This window comes from Rhodobacteraceae bacterium LMO-JJ12, assembly GCA_021555075.1.
GTDB lineage: Bacteria > Pseudomonadota > Alphaproteobacteria > Rhodobacterales > Rhodobacteraceae > JAKGBX01.
This window is the reverse complement of record JAKGBX010000001.1, coordinates 121,924-141,986: the sequence shown is the minus strand read 5'-3', so window position 1 is coordinate 141,986 and position 20,063 is coordinate 121,924. Positions and strand designations below refer to the sequence as shown.

21 protein-coding genes are annotated in these 20,063 nt (G+C 60.2%); 7 read left to right on the top strand and 14 right to left on the bottom strand.

From position 1 onward, the window contains the following. Positions 1–11: 11 nt before the first annotated feature. The 3 genes from pheT to pheS are packed head-to-tail and all read right to left on the bottom strand — an operon-like array spanning position 12 to position 3,894. Positions 12–2,408, bottom strand: coding sequence for a phenylalanine--tRNA ligase subunit beta (pheT, locus tag LZG00_00720; protein ID MCF3592518.1), 2,397 nt, complete (start codon positions 2,406–2,408; stop codon positions 12–14). Then, the gene (locus tag LZG00_00715) at positions 2,405–2,824 is read right to left on the bottom strand and encodes a hypothetical protein (protein MCF3592517.1); all 420 of its coding nucleotides are present in this window, start codon (positions 2,822–2,824) and stop codon (positions 2,405–2,407) included. The genes pheT and LZG00_00715 overlap by 4 nt, the downstream gene beginning before the upstream one ends. Further along, positions 2,821–3,894: a phenylalanine--tRNA ligase subunit alpha gene (pheS, locus tag LZG00_00710; GenBank protein MCF3592516.1), complete on the bottom strand. Its 1,074-nt coding sequence runs from the start codon at positions 3,892–3,894 to the stop codon at positions 2,821–2,823. The genes LZG00_00715 and pheS overlap by 4 nt, the downstream gene beginning before the upstream one ends. A gap of 139 nt (positions 3,895–4,033) precedes the next feature. Here pheS and LZG00_00705 point away from each other — a divergent pair, with 139 nt between their 5' ends. After that, positions 4,034–5,212 carry a YbfB/YjiJ family MFS transporter gene (locus LZG00_00705; GenBank protein ID MCF3592515.1) on the top strand — a complete coding sequence of 393 codons (1,179 nt, stop codon included), beginning with the start codon at positions 4,034–4,036 and terminating at the stop codon, positions 5,210–5,212. Positions 5,213–5,467: 255 nt separating this feature from the next. Here the strand turns inward: LZG00_00705 and LZG00_00700 are convergent, their stop codons facing one another. The 5 genes from LZG00_00700 to pyk form a co-directional block, all read right to left on the bottom strand. Next, complete coding sequence (locus tag LZG00_00700; GenBank protein MCF3592514.1) at positions 5,468–6,394, bottom strand: 3-hydroxyacyl-CoA dehydrogenase NAD-binding domain-containing protein; 927 nt, start codon at positions 6,392–6,394, stop codon at positions 5,468–5,470. A 93-nt stretch (positions 6,395–6,487) separates the two neighbouring features. Further along, positions 6,488–6,850, bottom strand: coding sequence for a 50S ribosomal protein L20 (rplT, locus tag LZG00_00695; GenBank protein ID MCF3592513.1), 363 nt, complete (start codon positions 6,848–6,850; stop codon positions 6,488–6,490). Between the two features lie 13 nt (positions 6,851–6,863). Next, positions 6,864–7,064, bottom strand: a complete 201-nt coding sequence (gene rpmI / locus LZG00_00690; GenBank protein ID MCF3592512.1) for a 50S ribosomal protein L35 — start codon at positions 7,062–7,064, stop codon at positions 6,864–6,866. A gap of 165 nt (positions 7,065–7,229) precedes the next feature. Next, the gene (locus LZG00_00685) at positions 7,230–7,454 is read right to left on the bottom strand and encodes a hypothetical protein (GenBank protein MCF3592511.1); all 225 of its coding nucleotides are present in this window, start codon (positions 7,452–7,454) and stop codon (positions 7,230–7,232) included. 63 nt (positions 7,455–7,517) lie between these two features. Beyond that, the gene (gene pyk / locus LZG00_00680; GenBank protein ID MCF3592510.1) at positions 7,518–8,963 is read right to left on the bottom strand and encodes a pyruvate kinase; all 1,446 of its coding nucleotides are present in this window, start codon (positions 8,961–8,963) and stop codon (positions 7,518–7,520) included. Between the two features lie 137 nt (positions 8,964–9,100). Here pyk and LZG00_00675 point away from each other — a divergent pair, with 137 nt between their 5' ends. The 3 genes from LZG00_00675 (at position 9,101) to LZG00_00665 (ending at position 11,216) form a co-directional block, all read left to right on the top strand. Next, positions 9,101–9,841, top strand: coding sequence for an N-formylglutamate amidohydrolase (locus LZG00_00675; GenBank protein MCF3592509.1), 741 nt, complete (start codon positions 9,101–9,103; stop codon positions 9,839–9,841). An 80-nt stretch (positions 9,842–9,921) separates the two neighbouring features. Continuing rightward, positions 9,922–10,239, top strand: coding sequence for a DUF1244 domain-containing protein (locus tag LZG00_00670; GenBank protein MCF3592508.1), 318 nt, complete (start codon positions 9,922–9,924; stop codon positions 10,237–10,239). Positions 10,240–10,418: 179 nt separating this feature from the next. Then, the gene (locus LZG00_00665; protein ID MCF3592507.1) at positions 10,419–11,216 is read left to right on the top strand and encodes a dioxygenase; all 798 of its coding nucleotides are present in this window, start codon (positions 10,419–10,421) and stop codon (positions 11,214–11,216) included. A gap of 70 nt (positions 11,217–11,286) precedes the next feature. Here the strand turns inward: LZG00_00665 and LZG00_00660 are convergent, their stop codons facing one another. After that, positions 11,287–11,634, bottom strand: a complete 348-nt coding sequence (locus LZG00_00660) for a VOC family protein (protein MCF3592506.1) — start codon at positions 11,632–11,634, stop codon at positions 11,287–11,289. 35 nt (positions 11,635–11,669) lie between these two features. Further along, entirely contained in the window at positions 11,670–12,533 is an 864-nt protein-coding gene (locus LZG00_00655) for a D-amino-acid transaminase (protein ID MCF3592505.1), read from the bottom strand. A 118-nt stretch (positions 12,534–12,651) separates the two neighbouring features. Between LZG00_00655 and LZG00_00650 the strand changes: the two genes are divergently transcribed. Beyond that, a complete protein-coding gene (locus LZG00_00650) occupies positions 12,652–13,101 on the top strand; it encodes a DMT family transporter (GenBank protein MCF3592504.1) in 450 nt (149 codons plus the stop codon). A 34-nt stretch (positions 13,102–13,135) separates the two neighbouring features. Here LZG00_00650 and LZG00_00645 read toward each other — a convergent pair whose 3' ends face one another. The 3 genes from LZG00_00645 to LZG00_00635 all read right to left on the bottom strand — a co-directional run bounded on the left by LZG00_00645 (position 13,136) and on the right by LZG00_00635 (position 15,872). Next, entirely contained in the window at positions 13,136–13,774 is a 639-nt protein-coding gene (locus LZG00_00645; protein MCF3592503.1) for an exonuclease, read from the bottom strand. A gap of 1 nt (position 13,775) precedes the next feature. After that, positions 13,776–14,741 carry a dipeptide epimerase gene (locus LZG00_00640; GenBank protein ID MCF3592502.1) on the bottom strand — a complete coding sequence of 322 codons (966 nt, stop codon included), beginning with the start codon at positions 14,739–14,741 and terminating at the stop codon, positions 13,776–13,778. A gap of 129 nt (positions 14,742–14,870) precedes the next feature. Continuing rightward, positions 14,871–15,872, bottom strand: coding sequence for a DUF1611 domain-containing protein (locus LZG00_00635; GenBank protein ID MCF3592501.1), 1,002 nt, complete (start codon positions 15,870–15,872; stop codon positions 14,871–14,873). Positions 15,873–16,160: 288 nt separating this feature from the next. On the opposite strand from LZG00_00635, the gene LZG00_00630 reads away from it, so the two are divergent. Next, positions 16,161–17,117 carry an L-malyl-CoA/beta-methylmalyl-CoA lyase gene (locus tag LZG00_00630; protein ID MCF3592500.1) on the top strand — a complete coding sequence of 319 codons (957 nt, stop codon included), beginning with the start codon at positions 16,161–16,163 and terminating at the stop codon, positions 17,115–17,117. A gap of 93 nt (positions 17,118–17,210) precedes the next feature. Here LZG00_00630 and LZG00_00625 read toward each other — a convergent pair whose 3' ends face one another. Further along, positions 17,211–17,708, bottom strand: a complete 498-nt coding sequence (locus LZG00_00625; protein ID MCF3592499.1) for a DUF305 domain-containing protein — start codon at positions 17,706–17,708, stop codon at positions 17,211–17,213. A 481-nt stretch (positions 17,709–18,189) separates the two neighbouring features. Between LZG00_00625 and ilvD the strand changes: the two genes are divergently transcribed. After that, positions 18,190–20,022 (top strand): dihydroxy-acid dehydratase, encoded by a 1,833-nt coding sequence (gene ilvD / locus LZG00_00620; protein MCF3592498.1) that lies wholly within the window; start codon positions 18,190–18,192, stop codon positions 20,020–20,022. The last annotated feature ends 41 nt before the right edge of the window (positions 20,023–20,063 follow it).

Sequence of the window (20,063 nt, the reverse complement as noted above, 5' to 3'; positions counted from 1 at the left end):
GTTACCTCCGATCACCCGCGCAATGTGCCGCCCGTTGCCTTGCCAACCTTCTCGACAATCTTGGCTGAAACCGCCTCGATATCGGCATCCTTCAGCGTCTTGTCGCTTGGTTGCAACCGCACCGTAATGGCCAGCGATTTCTTGCCTTCACCAAGCGATCCGCCGATAAATTCGTCAAACACGCGCACGTTTTCGATCAACCCCTTGTCGGCGCCCGCTGCGGCATTCACCAGCGTCAGAGCTTCAACCTCGCTATCCACGACAAAGGCGAAATCACGCTCGACCGCTTGCAAATCGCTGGCTTGCAACGCCGGGCGCGCCGTGGCTTTGCGGCGTGCGGCGGGCACTTCTTCGGGCCAGATCGTAAATGCCATCACCGGCCCCTTCACGTCCATCGCGGCCAAAACCTTGGGGTGCAACTCGCCAAAGACGCCCAGCATCTTCTTGGGTCCAAGGCAAATCCGCCCGTGACGCCCCGGATGCCACCACGCCGCGCCATCGCGCAAAATCTGCACCTTGGCGGGCGCGCCGATCGCCGCCAACACCGCCTCGGCATCAGCCTTCACATCAAACAAATCAACCGCGCGTGACGCGCCATGCACGTCCTTGGGCCCGGTCCGGCCAACCAGAATGCCGGCAATCTGCATATGCTCTTCCATCGGCTCACCACCGTGAAAGGCCGGGCCAACCTCGAACAAGCCGAAATCGCTGAACCCGCGCGACTGATTGCGCGCCGCCGCCTGCAACAGGCCCGGCAGAAGATCGGGCCGCATATGGCTCATCTCGGATGAGATCGGGTTTTCCAGCATCGTCGCATCACTGCCACCAGCGAACAGCGCGGCACTGGCCTGATCAATGAACGAATAGGTAACACACTCATTATACCCAAGACCCGCACAGGTCCGCCGTGCCGCCTGTTGGCGTTGCTGCGCCGGTGTCAGAACAGGGCGCGGCACGCCATCTTGAACGCGCCGCATCGGCTTGCCTTGCAGCTTGGTCAGCGACGCAATCCGCGCCACCTCTTCCACCAGATCGGCCTCGCCCTGCACATCCATGCGCCAGCTTGGCACCTGCGCCATGTTGCCTTCCAGCTTGAAACCCAGCTTGGTCAGCGTCTGGCGCTGTTCGCTCTCGGGAATTTCCATACCCACCAGCGAAATCACCCGCGCCGGGTCAAGCTTGTAAGACCGTGTCGTATCGGGCACCGCGCCTGCGGTCACAACGCTCGACGGCTCACCACCGCAGAGATCAAGGATCATCTGCGTCGCCAGATCGACGGCAGGCATGTTGAACTCGGGGTCAATCCCGCGCTCATTGCGATAGCGCGCATCCGAATTGATCTTGAGCGCACGACCCGTGTAAGCGATCTGAATATGGTCCCAAACGGCGGCTTCCAGAAACACATTGGTGGTCTCACCGGTGCAACCCGTGGCCAGCCCGCCCATGATCCCGGCGATACTTTCGATCCCTGCATCATCGGAAATCACGATCTGCCCGTCGCTGAACGTATATTCCTTCTCATCCAGCCCAACGAGGGTTTCGCCCCCCTTGGCACGATGAATCCTGAGATCCCCCTGCACCTTGTCAGCATCAAACACATGCAGCGGGCGGTTTTGGTCAAAGGTGAAGAAGTTCGTAATATCCACCAGCGCCGAAATCGGGCGCAACCCGATCGCGCGCAGCCGATCCTGCAACCATTGCGGACTCGGCCCGTTGGTCACATTGCGGATCAACCGCCCGGCAAAGATCAGACAGCCATCGCGCGCATCTTCGTCAATGCTAACCTTGATCGGACTGGGATACTCACCATCAACCTGCGCTTCTTTCGCGGGTTTGAGCGTGCCCAGCCCCCGCGCCGCCAGATCACGCGCAATGCCGCGCACGCCCAAGGCATCCTGTCGGTTCGGCGTGATCGCGATGTCGATCACCGGGTCAACTTTCGCGGGCTCATTGGTGGCCAGCCAATCAATAAACCGCTCACCTACCTCACCATCGGGCAGCTCGATAATCCCGTCATGCTCGTCGGAAAGCTCCAATTCGCGCTCGGACGCCATCATCCCGTGGCTTTCAACGCCGCGAATTTTGCCGACCTTCAGCGTGGTATCAATCCCCGGCACATAATCGCCCGGCTTGGCCAGAACGACCGTGATGCCCTCGCGCGCATTGGGCGCACCGCAAACGATCTGCTTCTCGCCCTCGTCGGTCGCCACGGTGCAAACGCGCAAGCGGTCAGCATCCGGGTGCTGTTCGGCCTTGATGACTTTGGCGAGGGTAAAGCTGCTGAGTTTATCCAGCGGATTGCTGATCTCTTCGACCTCAAGCCCAAGGTCGGTCAACGCTTCGGCAATCTCATCCACCGACGCGGTGGTATCGAGGTGATCTTTCAGCCAGGAGAGGGTGAATTTCATTTTTCTAAACCCGTTATTTTGAGCAACCACGATGAAGCTACAGCAATTAACACAGCGACAATTATTGTCGGCACGTTCTCGACGATTTGCCGTTTAGCTTTGAACAAAACTGACTCATTCAATTTGATTAGTCTTTCGGTGCCTAGCCCAGACAAAGTTAGAACATAGTCACCACCGTCTGGGACATGCTCTTCTGGAAATTCGGCGACCCAACTCTGTGAGCTAGCAGTAAGTAACCCCATTCGTATCGCAGCTCGCATGGTTGACGCTTCGCTCTCTTGTAATCCCAGCCACTTCTCGTCAGGACCTTCGCTAGGGAATACCCCTTCCCAGCAATAAGAATAGGCAACGAGAGACTCATTCGGTGCCGCCTGAACCTTTCGCAAAAGATCATCAATTGAACGTTCAGTCGTCACCGACTCAAACCCCCATGCAGCGTCGGCTGATCCAAACTGGCAAAGCCATAGTTGCGCAGCCACCGCAGGTCTGAATCAAAGAACGCGCGCAGATCGGGGATGCCGTATTTCAGCATCGCAATCCGGTCGATCCCCATGCCAAAGGCAAAGCCCTGATATTCGTAGGGGTCAATCCCGCCCGCCTTCAACACATTGGGATGCACCATGCCGGAACCGAGAACTTCCATCCAATCGTCGCCCTCGCCGATGCGCAATTGCCCATCGACCCACGAACATTGAATATCCACCTCGGCCGACGGCTCGGTAAACGGGAAATGCGAGGCGCGGAAGCGGGTCTTGATGCCATCGACCTCAAAAAACGCGGCAAAGAACTCCTCCAGCACCCATTTCAGGTTGGCCATCGAGATATCCTTGTCCAGCGCAAGCCCCTCGACCTGATGGAACATCGGCGTGTGCGTCTGGTCATAATCGGCGCGATAAACTCCACCGGGACAGATGATGCGCAACGGCGCGCCGATCTTCTCCATCGTGCGGATCTGCACCGGGCTGGTGTGGGTGCGCAACACGTGCGGCGGGCGATTGTCGCCCTCATCACGGTGCATATAGAACGTGTCCATCTCGGCCCGCGCCGGGTGGTGGCCCGGAATGTTCAACGCATCGAAATTATACCAATCGGTATCAATCCGCGGCCCTTCGGCCACCGAAAACCCCATATCGGCAAAAATCGCGGTCACTTCCTCGGTCACCTGGCTGACCGGGTGAATGGTGCCCATGCGACGATCCCGCGCAGGCAGGGTCACGTCCAGCCATTCGCTGCGTAGCCGCTCATCCAGAAGCACATCGCCCAGCGCCTCTTTCTTGGCCGCAAGCGCCGAGTTGATCTCGTCCTTCAAGTGATTGAGCTTTGGCCCCATCACCTGGCGTTCCTCGGGCGTCATCTTGCCCAATTCGCGCATTTTCAGGGAAATCTCGCCCTTCTTGCCCACGGCCTGCACGCGCAGGTCTTCCAGCGCGGCCTCGTCTCCGGCTTCGGCAATCTTGGCAATGTATTTCTGTCTCAGATCGTCCATCGGACCCTCCGGATAATGGTTGCGTTCGTGCTAGCGACAGAGGGCCGCGAATGCAAGCGGGCGGGGCGTGTGAACAAAGCGATTGATGCGCCCAAAGCGCCGTGAGACAAACCGCCATGCGCATTCAAAGGCCACACCAATGACAACCGGACCTGCCCGCCCCTGGCTGGTGCTTGCGGGCCTTGCGCTGGGCGTGACCGTGACCAACAGCTTTGCGCGTTTCGCCTATGGCTTCCTTTTGCCCGCGATGAAGGCCGAGCTTGACTGGAACTATGCCCAGGCCGGGTGGCTCAACACCGCCAATGCCTTGGGCTATATCGCGGGTGCGGTGCTGACCATGGTTCTGATCCGAAGCGCGCGCCCCTCGCGGCTCTTTGCTTTCGGGCTGATCACCACCACATTGGCGCTGCTGGTTACCGGGCTGAACACCGCGCTCTGGTGGCAAACCCTCTGGCGCATCTTGGCGGGCATTTTCGGCGCCATGTCATTTTCCACCGCCGGCGCGCTGGCCGCGCAGCTTTTTCGCGACGATCCACGCCGCAATGCTCTGGCGATTGCGATTCTCTTTGGTTCGGGGGGCGGGCTTGGCATCGTTCTGGCCGGTGCCGCGCTGCCGATCATGCTGGGCGTGCATGGCGATGCCGCCTGGCCTTATGGCTGGCTGCTGATCGGCGGTGCCAGCCTCCTTGCCCTGCCGCTTGGCCTCTGGTCGGCGCGTGTGCTCCAGCCACCCAGGCTTGCCACCACCGCCCCGGCCCAACGCCTGCCCCTTGGGCGGATGCTGGGCGAGCTTGCGGGATATGCCGGGTTCGGCCTTGGCTATATCGTCTATCTCACGTTCCTGTCGGCTTGGATGACGGAACAGGCGCTCGGCCCCTATTTCATCGCCCTGTTCTGGACGATCCTGGGAAGCTGCATCTTCGTCTCGCCGTTCGTGTGGCGTCGGGTGCTGGCGCGGTTCTCGTCGGGCGTGCCGCTGGCGCTGGTGCTCACCGGCATCGCCAGCGGCTCGGCCCTGCCGGTACTCATCCCGGGCGCACCCGCGCTTATTCTTTCGGCCACGATCTTCGGACTTTGCGTTTTCATGCCCCCCGGCGCAGTCACCAGCTTTTCGCGCCAGAACCTGCCACCGGAAAACTGGGGCGCCTCGATCAGCTTCTTCACAGTGGTCTTCGCCGTCGCCCAAACCGTCGGCCCCTATGGTGCTGGCCTCGCTGGGGATTATTTTGGCGATATCGGGGTCAGCCTTCTGGCGGCGGCGGGCATCCTGTTGCTCGGCGCGGCGGCGGCGCTGATGCAGCGGCCTCTCGAAGCCTGAACGCAAGCGGTGCGGCGTCTGCCCGTGGGATGGCGCTGCAACGCTGGTGGATCGCACTTTATTCCAGCCAAGCTCCTTCAAGGTCAAATCGGAGAGGTGACCTCGCCAAAGCGCCAGCCCGCCGGGACGGGCAGGCGCTGCACGGCGGCCTGCGGCCTCGATTCCGTGTCGGCTTGCCAACCAAACCCAGGCTACAAACAGGGGGAAATTCCGAAATTTTTCTTTTCTGGGGATACGTTGGCCCCCGCTCAGTCCTCAGCCCCCGGTCTTGAGCTTGAGGATCCCCACCAACCCGGCGTCACGCGTTTCCGCCAGCCTGGCCACATCCACGCCTGCCAACGCCTCATCGACCCCCACAATCAGGCTGGCACGGGTCGCTTCATCCAACACCGGCTCGCCAAGTTCGGCCCAGCGGGCCTCCTGCGTCGGGCCAAGATGTTCGAGGTAATGACGAAACCCCCCGGCCCCTCCGCCCAGATGATAGGTGGCAAACGGCCCCATCAACGCCCAGCGCAACCCCGGCCCGTGCGCAACGGCGCGGTCGACATCCTCGACGCTGGCAATCCCCTCAGCCACGATATGCACCGCCTCGCGAAACAGGGCCGCGCTTAGCCGATTGGCAACATGGCCGACCACTTCCTTTTGCACGACGATCACCTCTCGGTGTAGTGCGCCATAAAACGCCCGCGCGGCGGCAATCGACGCCTGTGAAGTCTGCGCACCCGGCACAATCTCAACCAGCGGAACAAGATGCGGCGGATTGAACGGATGCGCCACCAGAACGCGCCCCGGATGGCGCGCACCCCGCTGAACATCGCTCGCCAACAGCGACGAGGTGCTCGACGCAATCAGCGCCGCCTCGGGCGCACCTGCCTCGATCGCGGTCAGAATTTCGCGTTTCGCCTCGATCCGGTCCGGGCCGCACTCCTGCACCAGCCCGACTCCCCTGCACGCATCGGCAATATCGCTGGCAAAGCTCAGCCGCTCAAACGGGATCGGCCCGCTTGCCATCCCCAGCTGCACAAGATCGGGCCACGCCGCCGCGATGGCCGCGCGCACTGGGTCTTCAAATCCGTCAACCACATCCTGCACACAGACATGCAACCCATGCGCCAGAAACAAAGCCGCCCAGCTCTGCCCGATAAGCCCGCCACCGATCACGGCCACCTTTTCAATCTGCATTTCGCCCTCCCAAACCCGGCCCTTTCACACAAAGAAAAACCCCGCGCTCATCGCTGAGCACGGGGCTTCCCAAATTCTTCAACTGCCAGCAGCTTACGCCAGCGCGGCTTTCGCTTGTGCCACGATTGCGCCGAACGCTTCGGGCTCATGCACGGCCAGATCGGCCAAAACCTTGCGGTCAACTTCGATCCCGGCAAGGCCCAGACCATTGATGAAACGCGAATATGTCAGCGACTCATCAACCGAACGCACAGCCGCGTTGATCCGCTGAATCCACAGCGCGCGGAAGTTGCGCTTGCGGTTCTTGCGGTCACGGGTTGCGTATTGGTTGGCCTTGTCCACGGCCTGCGTGGCGACGCGGAAGGTGTTCTTGCGACGACCATAGTAACCCTTGGCAGCCTTGATGACCTTCTTATGACGGGCGTGTGTGACGGTTCCGCTCTTAACTCTCGACATATCTCAGCCCTCCTCAGCGCGCGTAAGGCATCATCGGCTTGATGATCTTCTCATCAGCCTTTGCCAGAACTGTCGTGCCGCGGGCGTCACGAATGAATTTCTTGGTGCGTTTGATCATGCCGTGGCGTTTGCCGGCCTGACCACCTTTGATGCGGCCGCTCGCCGTCACCTTGAACCGCTTCTTGCAGCTCGATTTCGTCTTCATCTTAGGCATTTCCGTCTCCTTAAGTTCGAGTTCGGTCATACGCGCGACTCGGCATGCCACTTTTGGCCGGCCGCGCTGACAGGGGCGTGCTATATCGGGCAGCCCCTCCGGTTGCAAGAGGTTTCAACGCCGGTTTGGTGTTTGCATCATATCGCTGGAATGGTCGCAGCCGCCCTAATTGACATACCGCGCCACGACCTTGACCATGACATTGGGAATCTGATCAATCTGATAGCCTCCGGGCTTCTGCGTCACCGCCCACGCTACAAGCCCACCCCCGATAATTATGGCAATCGCCGCCACCCGCGGCGCGCGCCGCTCGGAGTACGCAGACACCAGCGCGGGGATGGAAAACACCGCCACCACAAGCCCGATCACCAATGCCAGATCATGATCCATACTTACCGCCTCTTAACTCACTAAATACACTACCACGATATTTCTAACAAATTGTTCTCAAGATTACTCCGGATCAGATGCAAAAATCAAACTCTCATCACAGGGCGCAACCCTTAGAATATTGGTGGTTCCGGGCTGGTTGAACGGCACCCCGGCGATCACCACGATATGATCCTCGGTCGTGGCAAACCCCTGCACCCTTGCGGCGCGCGCCGAATTCACAACCGCTTGCTTAAAGCGCTGCAACTCGCCCGTCATGATACAATTCGTCCCCCAACTGAGCGCCAACCGCCGCGCCGTTCCGCGCAAACTGGTCATCGCGATGATCGGCACCCTTGGACGCTCGCGCGCCGTCAAAAGCGCAGTGGTCCCGCTCTGGGTGAAACAGCAGATCACCTTGATATCCGTCGTTTCGGCAATCTCGCGCGCGGCGGCCACCATGGCATCGGCAACCGTGGCCCGCTCGACCCGGCGCGACGATTCAATAATAACGCGATAATTGGGGTCGTTCTCGACCTCGACGGCAACATTGCTCATCGTCGTCACGGCTTCGACCGGATACGCCCCCGCCGCCGATTCCGCCGACAGCATCACGGCATCCGCCCCTTCATAGATCGCATTGGCCACGTCCGAGACCTCGGCGCGCGTCGGCATCGGGCTTTCAATCATCGACTCAAGCATCTGCGTCGCCACGATCACAGGCTTGGCCGCCGACCGGCACAGCCGCACCAACCGCTTCTGGATTGGCGGCACATTCTGCACCGGCAACTCAACCCCAAGATCACCGCGCGCCACCATGATCCCGTCTGATACCGCCAGAATTTCCTCGAAACACTTCACCGCCGATGGCTTTTCGATCTTCGACAACACGGCGGCACGTCCATCTGCCAACCTGCGCGCCTCCAGCACATCCTCGGGCCGCTGCACAAACGAGAGCGCCAGCCAATCAACCCCCAGATCACAGGCGAACTCCAGATCCTTGCGGTCCTTGTCCGAGAGCGCCGCCACCGGCAACACCACATCGGGCACATTCACCCCCTTGCGGTCCGAAATCACCCCGCCAATGATCACGCGGCACTCGGCAAAATCCTTGCCACACCGCACCACTTCAAGGCGGATCTTGCCGTCGTTGACCAACAGGTTCGCCCCCGGCTCCAACACCTGAAAGATCTCGGGATGCGGCAGACACACCCGGCTTGCGTCGCCCTCGGCCTCGTCCAGATCAAGCCGGAACTCTGCGCCCTGCTCCAACTCCTCTTCACCCTTCGCAAACGCCCCAACGCGCAGCTTTGGTCCCTGCAAATCGGCAAGAATCGCAATCGGGCTGTCCAGCTCGCGCTCGATGTCACGGATGATTCGATGGCGCGCACGCATCTCGTCATGTGTTCCGTGGCTCATGTTCAACCGAAACACATCCGCCCCCGCCACATGCAACGCCTTGATGGTGGCATAATCGTTCGAGGCCGGTCCCAGAGTGGCCACGATCTTGATGTTCCTGTTGCGTCTCATTTTCTGCCTGCCTTTGCCTGTTTCGTTGCCCGGTTTTTGCGCGGATCGCCCCCAACAAATGCCAATCGTCGAAATTGTGCAATTCACTTCCGCACCAATCTCGCCTAATTCCTTGGCGCAGGAGAAACGCTATCACCATGATAAAACAACCATATGACATCCACGGAGCGGATCGGCCAGCGCGCTGGCTTGTCACATGCGATCACGCCACCAACATCGTCCCCGAGGCGGTCAATAGCGGCGATCTCGGTCTGCCCGCCAGCGAAATGAACCGCCACATCGCCTTTGATCTCGGTGCCGCCGAGGTGACGCGCGCGCTGGCCGACCTGCTCGATGCGCCCGCCATCCTGTCACGCTTTTCCCGGCTGGTGATTGATCCCAACCGTGGCGCCGACGACCCGACGCTGATCATGAAGCTTTATGATGGCACGCTGATCCCCGCCAACCGCCACATCACCGCGCAAGAGGCCCAGCGCCGCCTTGAAACCTACTGGCGCCCCTATCACGATGCTTACGAGGCGCTCGCCTCCCGGCGCGACGACACCGCAATCGTCGCAATTCACAGCTTCTCACCCAAACTGAGCGGCCGCGCCCCCCGCCCCTGGCAGATCGGCATCCTTCATGCCGGTGATACCAGCTTCGGCCCCGCCCTGATCGAGCGGCTGCGCGCTGAGCCTGACCTCTGCGTCGGTGACAATGAACCCTATGCCGGCCACCTGCCCGGCGATGCCATTGATCAGCACGCGCTGCAAATTCCCCGCCCCAACGTGCTGATCGAATTGCGCCACGACGTCATCGAAACCGCCGAACAACAACACGCCTGGGCCCGCCGCCTCGCGCCAATTCTGGTCGAAGTCCTTACGCAAACCGGTCTCTGACCGCTGCCCATGCGTCGTTTCGGTTGACCTGAGCGTATATCGACGAGCATCCTTCAGGCAAACTGACGAAGGAACGCCCCATGGACGATACCACCCGCACTGAAATCGAAGCCGCCGCCTTCCGCCGCCTGCGCCAACACCTGTTGAAAGACCGCAAGGACGTGCAAAATATCGACCTGATGAACCTCGCCGGGTTCTGCCGCAACTGCCTCAGCCGCTGGTATCAGGAAGCCGCCACCGAACACGGCATCGAACTCACCAAGGACGACGCGCGCGAAATATACTACGGCATGCCCTACGACGATTGGAAGTCACAGCAACAAACCAAAGCCAGCCCCGAAAAACAGGCCGCCTTCGAAACCGCTCTCAAGGAAAACGTCCTGAAAGACCAATCCTGACGCGTGCCATTCTTCATCTTGCCAAAAATATCCCGGGGGTGCGGGGGCTGGCCCCCGCCGCTGCTCTCTCCACCCACTCCTGATCTCTTCGCATTCGCGCACAGAGATTGTGTGCCCAGCGCCATACCCATCACGCCCGCCTCATCCTATCTCTCCTGAACACAGCCAAGGAGATCACCATGACCACTCTGCCCACCTATTTCATCGCCCACGGTGGCGGCCCGTGGCCCTGGGTTCCCGACATGCGCCGTGCTTTTGCCAAGCTGGAAGCATCTCTCAAAAGCCTGCCCGACGATCTGCCCGAACAGCCCAAAGCGGTTCTGATGATCTCGGGCCACTGGGAAGAACAAGACGCCTTCACCGTCATGCACTCTCCCAACCCGCCAATGCTTTACGACTATTACAACTTTCCGCCTAACACCTACCAAGTCAAATACCCTGCCCCCGGCGCCCCCGCGCTGGCCGAACGTGTGGCGGATCTGATCGAGACGGCGGGCCTGCCCGCCCGGCTCGATGATACGCGCGGCTATGACCACGGCGCCTTCGTTCCCATGTCTATCCTCTGGCCCAACGCCGACATGCCGCTGATCCAGCTCTCGATGCGCTCCAACTACAGCCCCGCCGAACACATCGCCCTTGGCCGCGCCCTCGCGCCTCTGCGCGACGAAGGCGTTCTGATCATCGGTTCCGGCTACAGCTTTCACAACCTTGCCGCTTTCGGCCCCGACGCCCAAACCCCAAGCAAGGCCTTCGACACCTGGCTCAACGAAACGCTCTCCCTCGCCCCCGAGGCGCGTAGCGCACAGATGATTGACTGGGAGGCTGCACCCTATTCGCGCTTTTGTCACAAGGAAGAGGACCACCTGGTCCCGATCTTCGCCGCCCTCGGTGCGGCAGAGACCGACCCCGCCACGCGCATCTATACCGAAGACATGGTCTTCGGCGGCGTCACCGCCTCAAGCTGGCGATTTGGCTGACATTCTCGCGCCGCACCTTTTCGGGCACGGGGCGGGGGGTGCGTTGCAAATGCGCGTCCAACACCACGCGCTATTCGGTCTCGGAAAACGCCCGGCTCGATACGGAAATCGGATTTTTCGACGAATCTTTCGCATTGGCAAAACAATAACCGTCGGCGCGATGAATCGGGCCAAACTCCAATCCCCGCACAGCCGCTGCTTTGCAGAATGCCGCTACGTCCCTAACATCAAACACCAGCTTCACAAGGGATTGCCCCTCTTTCTGGCCCTTGGACGCCGGGTGTAGCAACAGGGTCAGGCCCGCCCCCGGCGGGCGCAGCTCAACAATCCTGTCCCCATCTGTGCGATGCGCGCTGTAACCGAAATGGCGACCATAGAATGCCGCCATCTCATCGATCTTCTTGGTATAAAGTATCACTCTTTGAAGCGCGCCCGGCATATCCCTGCCAACGCTCAAATCGCGGATTTCAGGCTTTCTTCAAGGTAGATTTCGCGCAACCGTCCGGCCACCGGCCCCGGCGTGCCATTACCCAGACGTGCACCATCAATCTCGACCACCGGAAATACAAACGCGCTGGCCGAGGTGACAAACGCCTCATCCGCATCCTTGGCTTCGTCGATGGTAAAGGGGCGTTCTTCCACCACCATCTGCGCCTCCCGCGCCATCCGCAATACCGCCGCGCGCGTAATCCCGTGCAGGATATCACTCGAAAGCTGGCGCGTGATGATCTTGCCGCCCTTGACGATATAGGCGTTGTTGCTGGTGCCCTCGGTCACATGCCCATCCGCGACCAGCCATGCATCATCGCACCCCGCCTTCTTCGCCATCATCTTGCCCATTGACGGATATAGCAGTTGCACCGTCTTGATATCGCGCCGCCCCCAACGAATATCCTCGATCGAAATCACCTTGATACCCGTCTTTGCTGCAGGGCTGTCCGCCAATCCCGGCTTGTTCTGGGTAAACAACACAAGCGTCGGCTTGACCTCCTCGGGATCAGGAAACGCGAAATCCCGGTCGCCCGCCGACCCCCGGCTAACCTGAAGATAGACCAGACCATCCTCGATCCCGTTCACCCGCACCAATTCGCGGTGAATCTCCAGCAAATCGTCAAACGCCTCGGGTTTTTGCATGTCCAACTCGCTCAGCGACCGCTCCAGCCGCACCAGATGCCCGTCAAAGTCGATCAGCTTGCCTCCCAGCACGCTTGTCACCTCATAAACCCCATCCGCCATCAAAAACGAGCGGTCAAAAATCGAGACCGTGGCCTCTTCCTCGGGCAGATACTGTCCGTTGACGTAAACTGTGCGGCTCATTCTGGTTCTCCTTGGCGGTGTGCGGTCGGTTTGTCGGTTTACACCGATTGACCATCCCGCTTGTTCTTGATCAATTGTGCGCTATTCGCCTAGCGCGAATTCTTGAAAAGGGAAAGCGATGACAACTGCCCCGTATTCGGCCCTCATCATGCTCGCCGCCGGGATCGGCATCCCGATTCTGGCCGGGCTCAACGCCGCCCTGGGCCAAAAACTCGGCTCGCCTGCGGCTGCCGGTGTAATCCTGTTTGTCGTCGCATTGGCCAGCACCTGCATCGTGATGCTGATCACCGGCGGCTCGCTGCGCGCCGCACCGGGCGCGCCGCCGCATCTCTTTCTCGGCGGTACTCTGGTCGCCTTCTATGTGCTCTCGATCACCTGGATCGCGCCGACCTTCGGCATCGGCAACGCGGTGTTCTTCGTGCTGCTCGGACAGATCATATCGGCGGGAATGATTGACCAATTCGGCCTGTTTGGCGCGCAACAAACCCCGCTGACACTGTTGCGCATGCTGGGTATCGTTTTGATGGGCGCGGGCGTATTCCTGACCCAGATTGCCGGGCGCAGCTAGCGCGCACGTCTCCGGCACAAAACGGGTGCCGACCTCAGCCAACATCGCCACGTACACCCCGGTCAGACGCGAAATCCTCTGCCCGCAAACGCCCCTGGCGCAAGAAATGCTGCAAGGTCAGGGCCACTGAAAGCGCATCACCCAAGGCGTCATGCGCCTGTGCCCCCTCGTCAGAAATGCCAAAATGCGCACAAAGTGTGTTTGAGCGCAGCGTTTGCACCTCGTCCACCGGCACCCCGGCCCTGACAAGCAATCGCACCGCATTGCCAAACTGCGTGGCCGGGATCGGCGCGGGAATCCCGGCGAGATAGCAAGAGATGCCGACGCCAAAAATCTCGTCATTGCCCCAGGCCCAGATCGTATCACCCGCCGCGAACTCGGCCAGCGCGCCCAGCGCCGTGCCAAGCTCAACCCCCTCGCGCGCCACCCGGTCCTGGCTCAGCCCGGTCAGACGCACAAAAAGCTCCGACAAATCCCAAACGTCCCCCGCGCGATCACGCGGGATTACCACCTGCTCAAACCGGTCAAGAATCGGAAAATTGCCTTCCAGCCCCAACCGCACCGCACCGATCTGTACCAACACAGGGTCGGGATCATTCGGGCCGCACCAGAACCGCTGCGGCGCACCCGCGTCCGTCAGAAATTCAACATCCCAGACAATCGCGGTTTTCATCTCATCCCCACAGATCTGGCGTCGGTGGATGCACGCCCTTCTCGTCAAACTGCAACGGATGCTCGCGGTCTTCGGCCAACAAAAGCGGCCCATCAAGGTCCGTCACCATCGCGCCCTGTGCCACCAATGTGGCCGGCGCCATGGCAAGCGATGAGCCGACCATGCAACCCACCATCACCTTGTAACCCTCAGTCAATGCCGCCGCCTTCAACGCCAAGGCCTCACTCAACCCACCCGTCTTGTCGAGCTTGATGTTCACCACATCGTATTTGCCTTTAAGCTTGGACAACGATGCGCGATCATGCGCGCTTTCATCGGCACAAACCGGCACGGGCCGCTCCATCCCCAAAAGCGCGTCATCTTCCCCCGCTGGCAAAGGCTGCTCGACCAACGCCACCCCCAGCCGGACCAGATGAGGCGCCAGATCGGCGTAGACATCCGCGCTCCAGCCCTCATTGGCATCCACGATGATGGTCGATTTCGGCGCGCCCGCGCGCACCGCTTCCAGCCGCGCCATATCATCCGGCGTGCCCAGCTTGATCTTCAACAACGGGCGAAAGGCATGTTCCGCCGCCTGCGCGCGCATCTTTTCCGGCGTATCGAGCGACAGTGTATAGGCGGTAATTTCCGGCTTCGGCGCGGGCAGCCCGGCCAATTCCCAAACCCTGACCCCGGCTTTCTTGGCCTCAAGATCCCACAGCGCGCAATCCACCGCATTGCGCGCCGCCCCCGCCGCAAGCATGCCCTGAAGCGTCTTGCGCGTGACCGGCCCGCTTAACCCCTCGATCTCGGCGGTGACACTTTCCAGCGTTTCATCATAACGCGCATAAGGCACACATTCACCCCAACCCGAGATGAACCCGTCCGATATCCGCACCGTCAAAACCTTGGCCTCGCTGCGCGATCCACGTGAAATGGTAAATACCTGAGCCAGCTTGAACGTGTCCGGTGTGACTGTGATCTGCAAAACGTCGCCTCTTCTTCGTATCCTGTCGGGCCGGGCCCGCTCGGAATTGAAACGCACCGCCGGCACGTTTCATCTTGCTCTAAATATCCCCGCCGGAGGCTCCCCCAGCCGTCGCAAGGCGCAATCTTCTCAGATCGCTTCCAACGCGTCCACCAGGCGCGACGCCCCATGGCGGAACGGATCAACCGTCGGCAGCCCCATCTCGGCTTCCACCTTGGCAAGATAGGCGTTGGCCTCATCCTCGCTCATATGCTGGGTGTTCACCGAGATCCCCACCACCTGACACGCCGGATTCGCCACCCGTGCCAGCGTCAGCGCAGTATCGCGCAACTGCTGAAGGCTCGGTTGTTGATATTCCGGCAAACCCCGCATGTGCGAACGCGTCGGCTCGTGACTCAGGATCAGCGCATCCGGCTGTCCCCCATGGATCAACGCCATCGTCACCCCGGAATAGGACACGTGAAACAGCGATCCTTGTCCTTCGATATGATCCCAGTGATCATCATCATTGTCCGGCGTCAGCCACTCCACCGACCCAGCCATGAAATCAGCCACAACCGCATCCAACGGCACGCCGTTGCCGGTAATCAGGATCCCGGTCTGCCCGGTCGCGCGGAAACTCGATTTCAACCCGCGTTTCTTCATCTCGGCGTCCATCGCCAGCGAGGTATACATCTTGCCCACCGAACAATCAGTACCCACCGCCAGACACCGCTTGCCGCGCCGCTTCACACCGTTGGCAATCGGATATTTCACATCCGGCACCCGCACATCATGCAACTTGCGCCCGCAGGCTTCGGCCACCGCCACAAGATCGGGCTCATCGCGCAGCAGGTTGTGCAAACCGCTGGCCAGATCGAACCCCTCTTCCAGCGCCATCACAAGAACCTTCTTCCATTCCTGACTGATCAGCCCGCCCCGGTTGGCCACCCCGATCACCAGCGTCTCGGCGCCTGCCTCGCGCGCTTCGGTCAGGTCCATATCGGGTAGCCCGACATCTGCCTTGCACCCTTCCATCCTAAACTGGCCCACGGCGTTGCCGGGCCGCCAATCCTTGATCCCCTGCGCCACTTTCGCGGCAAGTTGGTCAGGCGCGTCGCCCAGAAACAGAAGGTAGGGTGTCTTGATCATGGCTTTCGGCCCTTTCGCGCGTCGTGGAAATTCCCCAACACGCATGATTTGCCATAACCGATGGAATGCGATTGCAAACATCCGCCATTGCACAGGTTTTTTCGCAGGATCACCGGCAAAAGCCCAGAATTTTCGCAGAAAATTCTATTCCCTCCCTCGCTTGGCACAAATTTTCCGCGCCGCAGCGCCATTCTGCATCTGCATAATCCGCCTTGCAGCACCCCGCGCAATTTAATATCGCTCAGAGCTGAACCCACGCAATTTCAGAAACCCCCGAGAGGCCCGCCCATGTCCTTCCGCAAACAACCCCCCGCTCCTGCCCGTCCAAACCGCTGCCAACTCTTCGGCCCCGGCTCGCGTCCGGCAATTTTCGAGAAGATGGCTGCCTCTGCCGCCGACGTGATCAACCTTGATCTCGAAGACAGCGTCGCACCCGCCGACAAGGAAACCGCGCGCAAGAACATCATCGCGGCGACCCATGACATCGACTGGGGCAACAAATACCTTTCCGTGCGCATCAACGGCCTCGACACGCCCTATTGGTATCGCGATGTCGTCGACCTGCTGGAAAACGCCTCCGAGCGCCTTGATCAGATCATGATCCCGATGGTCGGTTGTGCCGAAGACATTTATGCCGTCGAAGCGCTCGTCGCCTCGATCGAGGCCGCCAAGGGCCGCAAGAAGCCGATCACCTTTGAGGTGATCATCGAAACCGCCGCTGGCATCGCCCATGTCGAAGAGATCGCCGCCGCCTCCCCCCGTATGCAGGCGATCAGCCTCGGATATGCCGATTTTGCCGCCTCGATGGGCATGGCGACCACAGGCATCGGTGGCACACAGGAAAACTACTACATGCTGCGCGACGGCCAAAAGAACTGGTCCGACCCGTGGCACTGGGCGATCTCGGCCATCGTCGCCGCATGCCGCACCCATGGCGTTCTGCCGGTTGATGGCCCCTATGGCGATTTCTCGGATGACGAAGGCTTCACCGCCCACGCGCTGCGCGCCGCAACGCTGGGCATGGTCGGCAAATGGGCGATCCACCCCAAACAGGTCAAGCTCTCCAACGAGGTCTTCACCCCCTCGGCTGAGGCTGTAGCCGAGGCCCGTGAAATCCTCGCCGCCATGGAAGAGGCCCAGAAACAAGGGCTTGGTGCCACCACCTACAAAGGCAAACTGATCGACATCGCGTCGATGAAGCAAGCCGAAGTGATCGTGCGCATGTCGGAATTGGTCGGCGGCTGATCACGCCTTCAATTGAATTGGAAAAGCCCCGGTCCAAGCGCCGGGGCTTTTTGCGTGAAATGAAAATCCTGCCTTAAACGATTAAAACGCTATTCATTGCGCCTGGTCTATGCCGATCTCTCGCGGCGTTCCGGCAGGGGCATCGCCATTTGCCTCGATGTCCATGATATAGCGTTTCATCTCGTCGATCTCGCTGCGCTGGGCCTCGATGATCGCATTGGCCAGCTCACGCACCCTCGGGTCCGATATCTCGGCACGCTCACTGGTCAGAACGGCAATCGAGTGGTGCGGGATCATCGCTTTCATCCAGGCCACATCGCCCACCGTTTCCTGTGATCGCACCAGCCAAACACCCAGCGCAAATGCCAACGCCGCGCCGATAAAAATGGCGCTGTTAATGGTTCCGTTGGTATACATTCCCAGCATGAACGCCAGCATGATGATCGCCATCGCCCCCCCCATATAGAGCGCCATCCACATCCGCGTCTGCGAATAGAAGATATGATCAAGCGCATAGGTATTGAGATACATCAGCCCATACATAACGACAGTCGACGTCGCTATCATGGCAAAGAAACGACCATAGCCCATTTTCCCCCTTGCCGAATGTGTCTCATGTCCGGATCGGTCTGAATACGGCGTTGGTGCGGATCGTGTCATTGCTCATTCTTTCGTTTGCAAACTCGCGGATCAGAGAATCAACACGTCGCAATGCAAATGGTTCCAGATCGCTACAAACTCCGCCCGACTCCGTTGCGCTTTCGAGAGAAGAAGCGCGCGACAGGTTAACCCATTTTCGCCTTCCCAAACCACATTTCACCCGACAGCCGGAAAACATACACTCGACAGCCGGGAGTCACCCCCCCGATTCGGCCTGCAAATCCGCCGTTAACCATGCAGAACGTGCGTGATAGCTCTTCTTAACCTCAGTCGGCCTCACCTGCCCTGTACGGCGGGCAATCTGTCCACCTCTGCCCGCCTCCGCACCAGACCAAAACCCACCACCGCTTGAGCCTGCGCCGCCTTCCCGCTAAAGGGAATTGGTCAGACACTCACCCATCGGAGCCACATCATGCCAGTCTATCGTTCCCGCACCTCCACCCATGGCCGCAACATGGCCGGCGCACGCGGCCTGTGGCGCGCCACTGGTATGAAAGACGGCGATTTCGGCAAGCCGATCATCGCCATCGTCAACAGCTTTACCCAATTCGTCCCCGGCCACGTCCACCTCAAGGACTTGGGCCAGATGGTTGCGCGCGAAGTTGAAAAATCCGGCGGCGTGGCCAAGGAATTCAACACCATCGCTGTTGATGATGGTATCGCCATGGGCCATGACGGTATGCTCTATTCCCTGCCCAGCCGCGAGATCATTGCTGACTCTGTGGAATACATGGTCAACGCCCATTGCGCCGATGCGATGGTGTGCATTTCAAACTGTGACAAGATCACCCCCGGCATGCTGATGGCTTCCATGCGGCTCAACATCCCGGTGGTTTTCGTCTCTGGTGGGCCAATGGAAGCAGGCAAAGTTGTTCTGGAAAGCGGTATCGAGAAATCCGTCGATCTGGTCGATGCCATGGTCGCCGCCGTCGACGATGAAATGTCCGAGGCCGATGTCAGCGCCTACGAACGCTCGGCCTGCCCGACCTGTGGTTCCTGCTCGGGCATGTTCACCGCCAACTCCATGAATTGCTTGGCAGAAGCCCTTGGTCTTGCCCTTCCCGGTAACGGCTCGATGCTGGCCACGCACTCTGATCGCAAGGAGCTTTTCTTGCAGGCCGGGCGCACAGTGGTTGATCTTTGCAAACGCTATTACGAGGGCAACGATGCGTCGGTTCTGCCGCGCTCCATCGCCTCCAAAAGCGCGTTTGAGAACGCCATGTCGCTCGATATCGCCATGGGCGGTTCGACCAACACGATCCTGCACCTTCTCGCCGCCGCCAATGAGGGCGAGGTCGATTTCGATCAGTCAGACATCGACCGTCTGTCGCGCAATGTGCCGTGCCTGTGCAAGGTCGCGCCTGCGATCGAGAATGTGCACATGCAAGACGTTCACCGCGCCGGTGGCATCATGGCAATCTTGGGCGAAATGGACCGTGCCGGGCTGATCAACACGTCGCTGCCCACGGTGCATTCCGCCACTTTGGCCGATGCCCTGAACAAATGGGACGTGGCACGCAGCAACGATCCGGCCGTTCACGAGTTCTACCGCGCCGCGCCCGGTGGCGTGCCGACCCAAACCGCATTTTCGCAATCCAGCCGCTATAACGAGCTCGACCTCGACCGCGAATCAGGTGTGATCCGCAACCGAGAAAACGCGTTTTCGCAGGACGGCGGTTTGGCCGTTTTGTTTGGCAACCTCGCCGAAGATGGCTGCGTGGTAAAAACAGCCGGTGTCGACGATTCAATCCTGGTTTTCTCCGGCCCCGCCAGAATCTTCGAAAGCCAGGACAGCGCCGTGAGCGCGATTTTGACGGGCAAGATCGTGGCCGGTGACATCGTGCTGATTCGCTACGAAGGACCGCGCGGTGGTCCAGGAATGCAGGAAATGCTCTATCCGACGAGCTATCTGAAATCCAAAGGACTAGGCAAAGATTGCGCCCTGATAACAGACGGCCGCTTCTCCGGCGGCACCTCTGGCCTGTCCATCGGTCACGTCTCGCCCGAAGCGGCAGAAGGCGGCACAATCGGGTTGGTCGAGGAGGGTGATCTGATCGAGATCGACATTCCTAATCGCAAGATCAACCTCGCAGTTGCTGAAGCTACACTCGCTGCCCGCCGCACGGCGCGCGAAGCCAAGGGTTGGCAGCCTGATGAGAAGCGTACCCGCAAGGTTTCAGGTGCGCTCAAAGCCTATGCTTTGCTGACCACCTCCGCCGCAAAAGGGGCTGTAAGACAGGTCTGAACCCGACCATAAGGAGCGCAGACTGCGCGCCCTATGGCTAA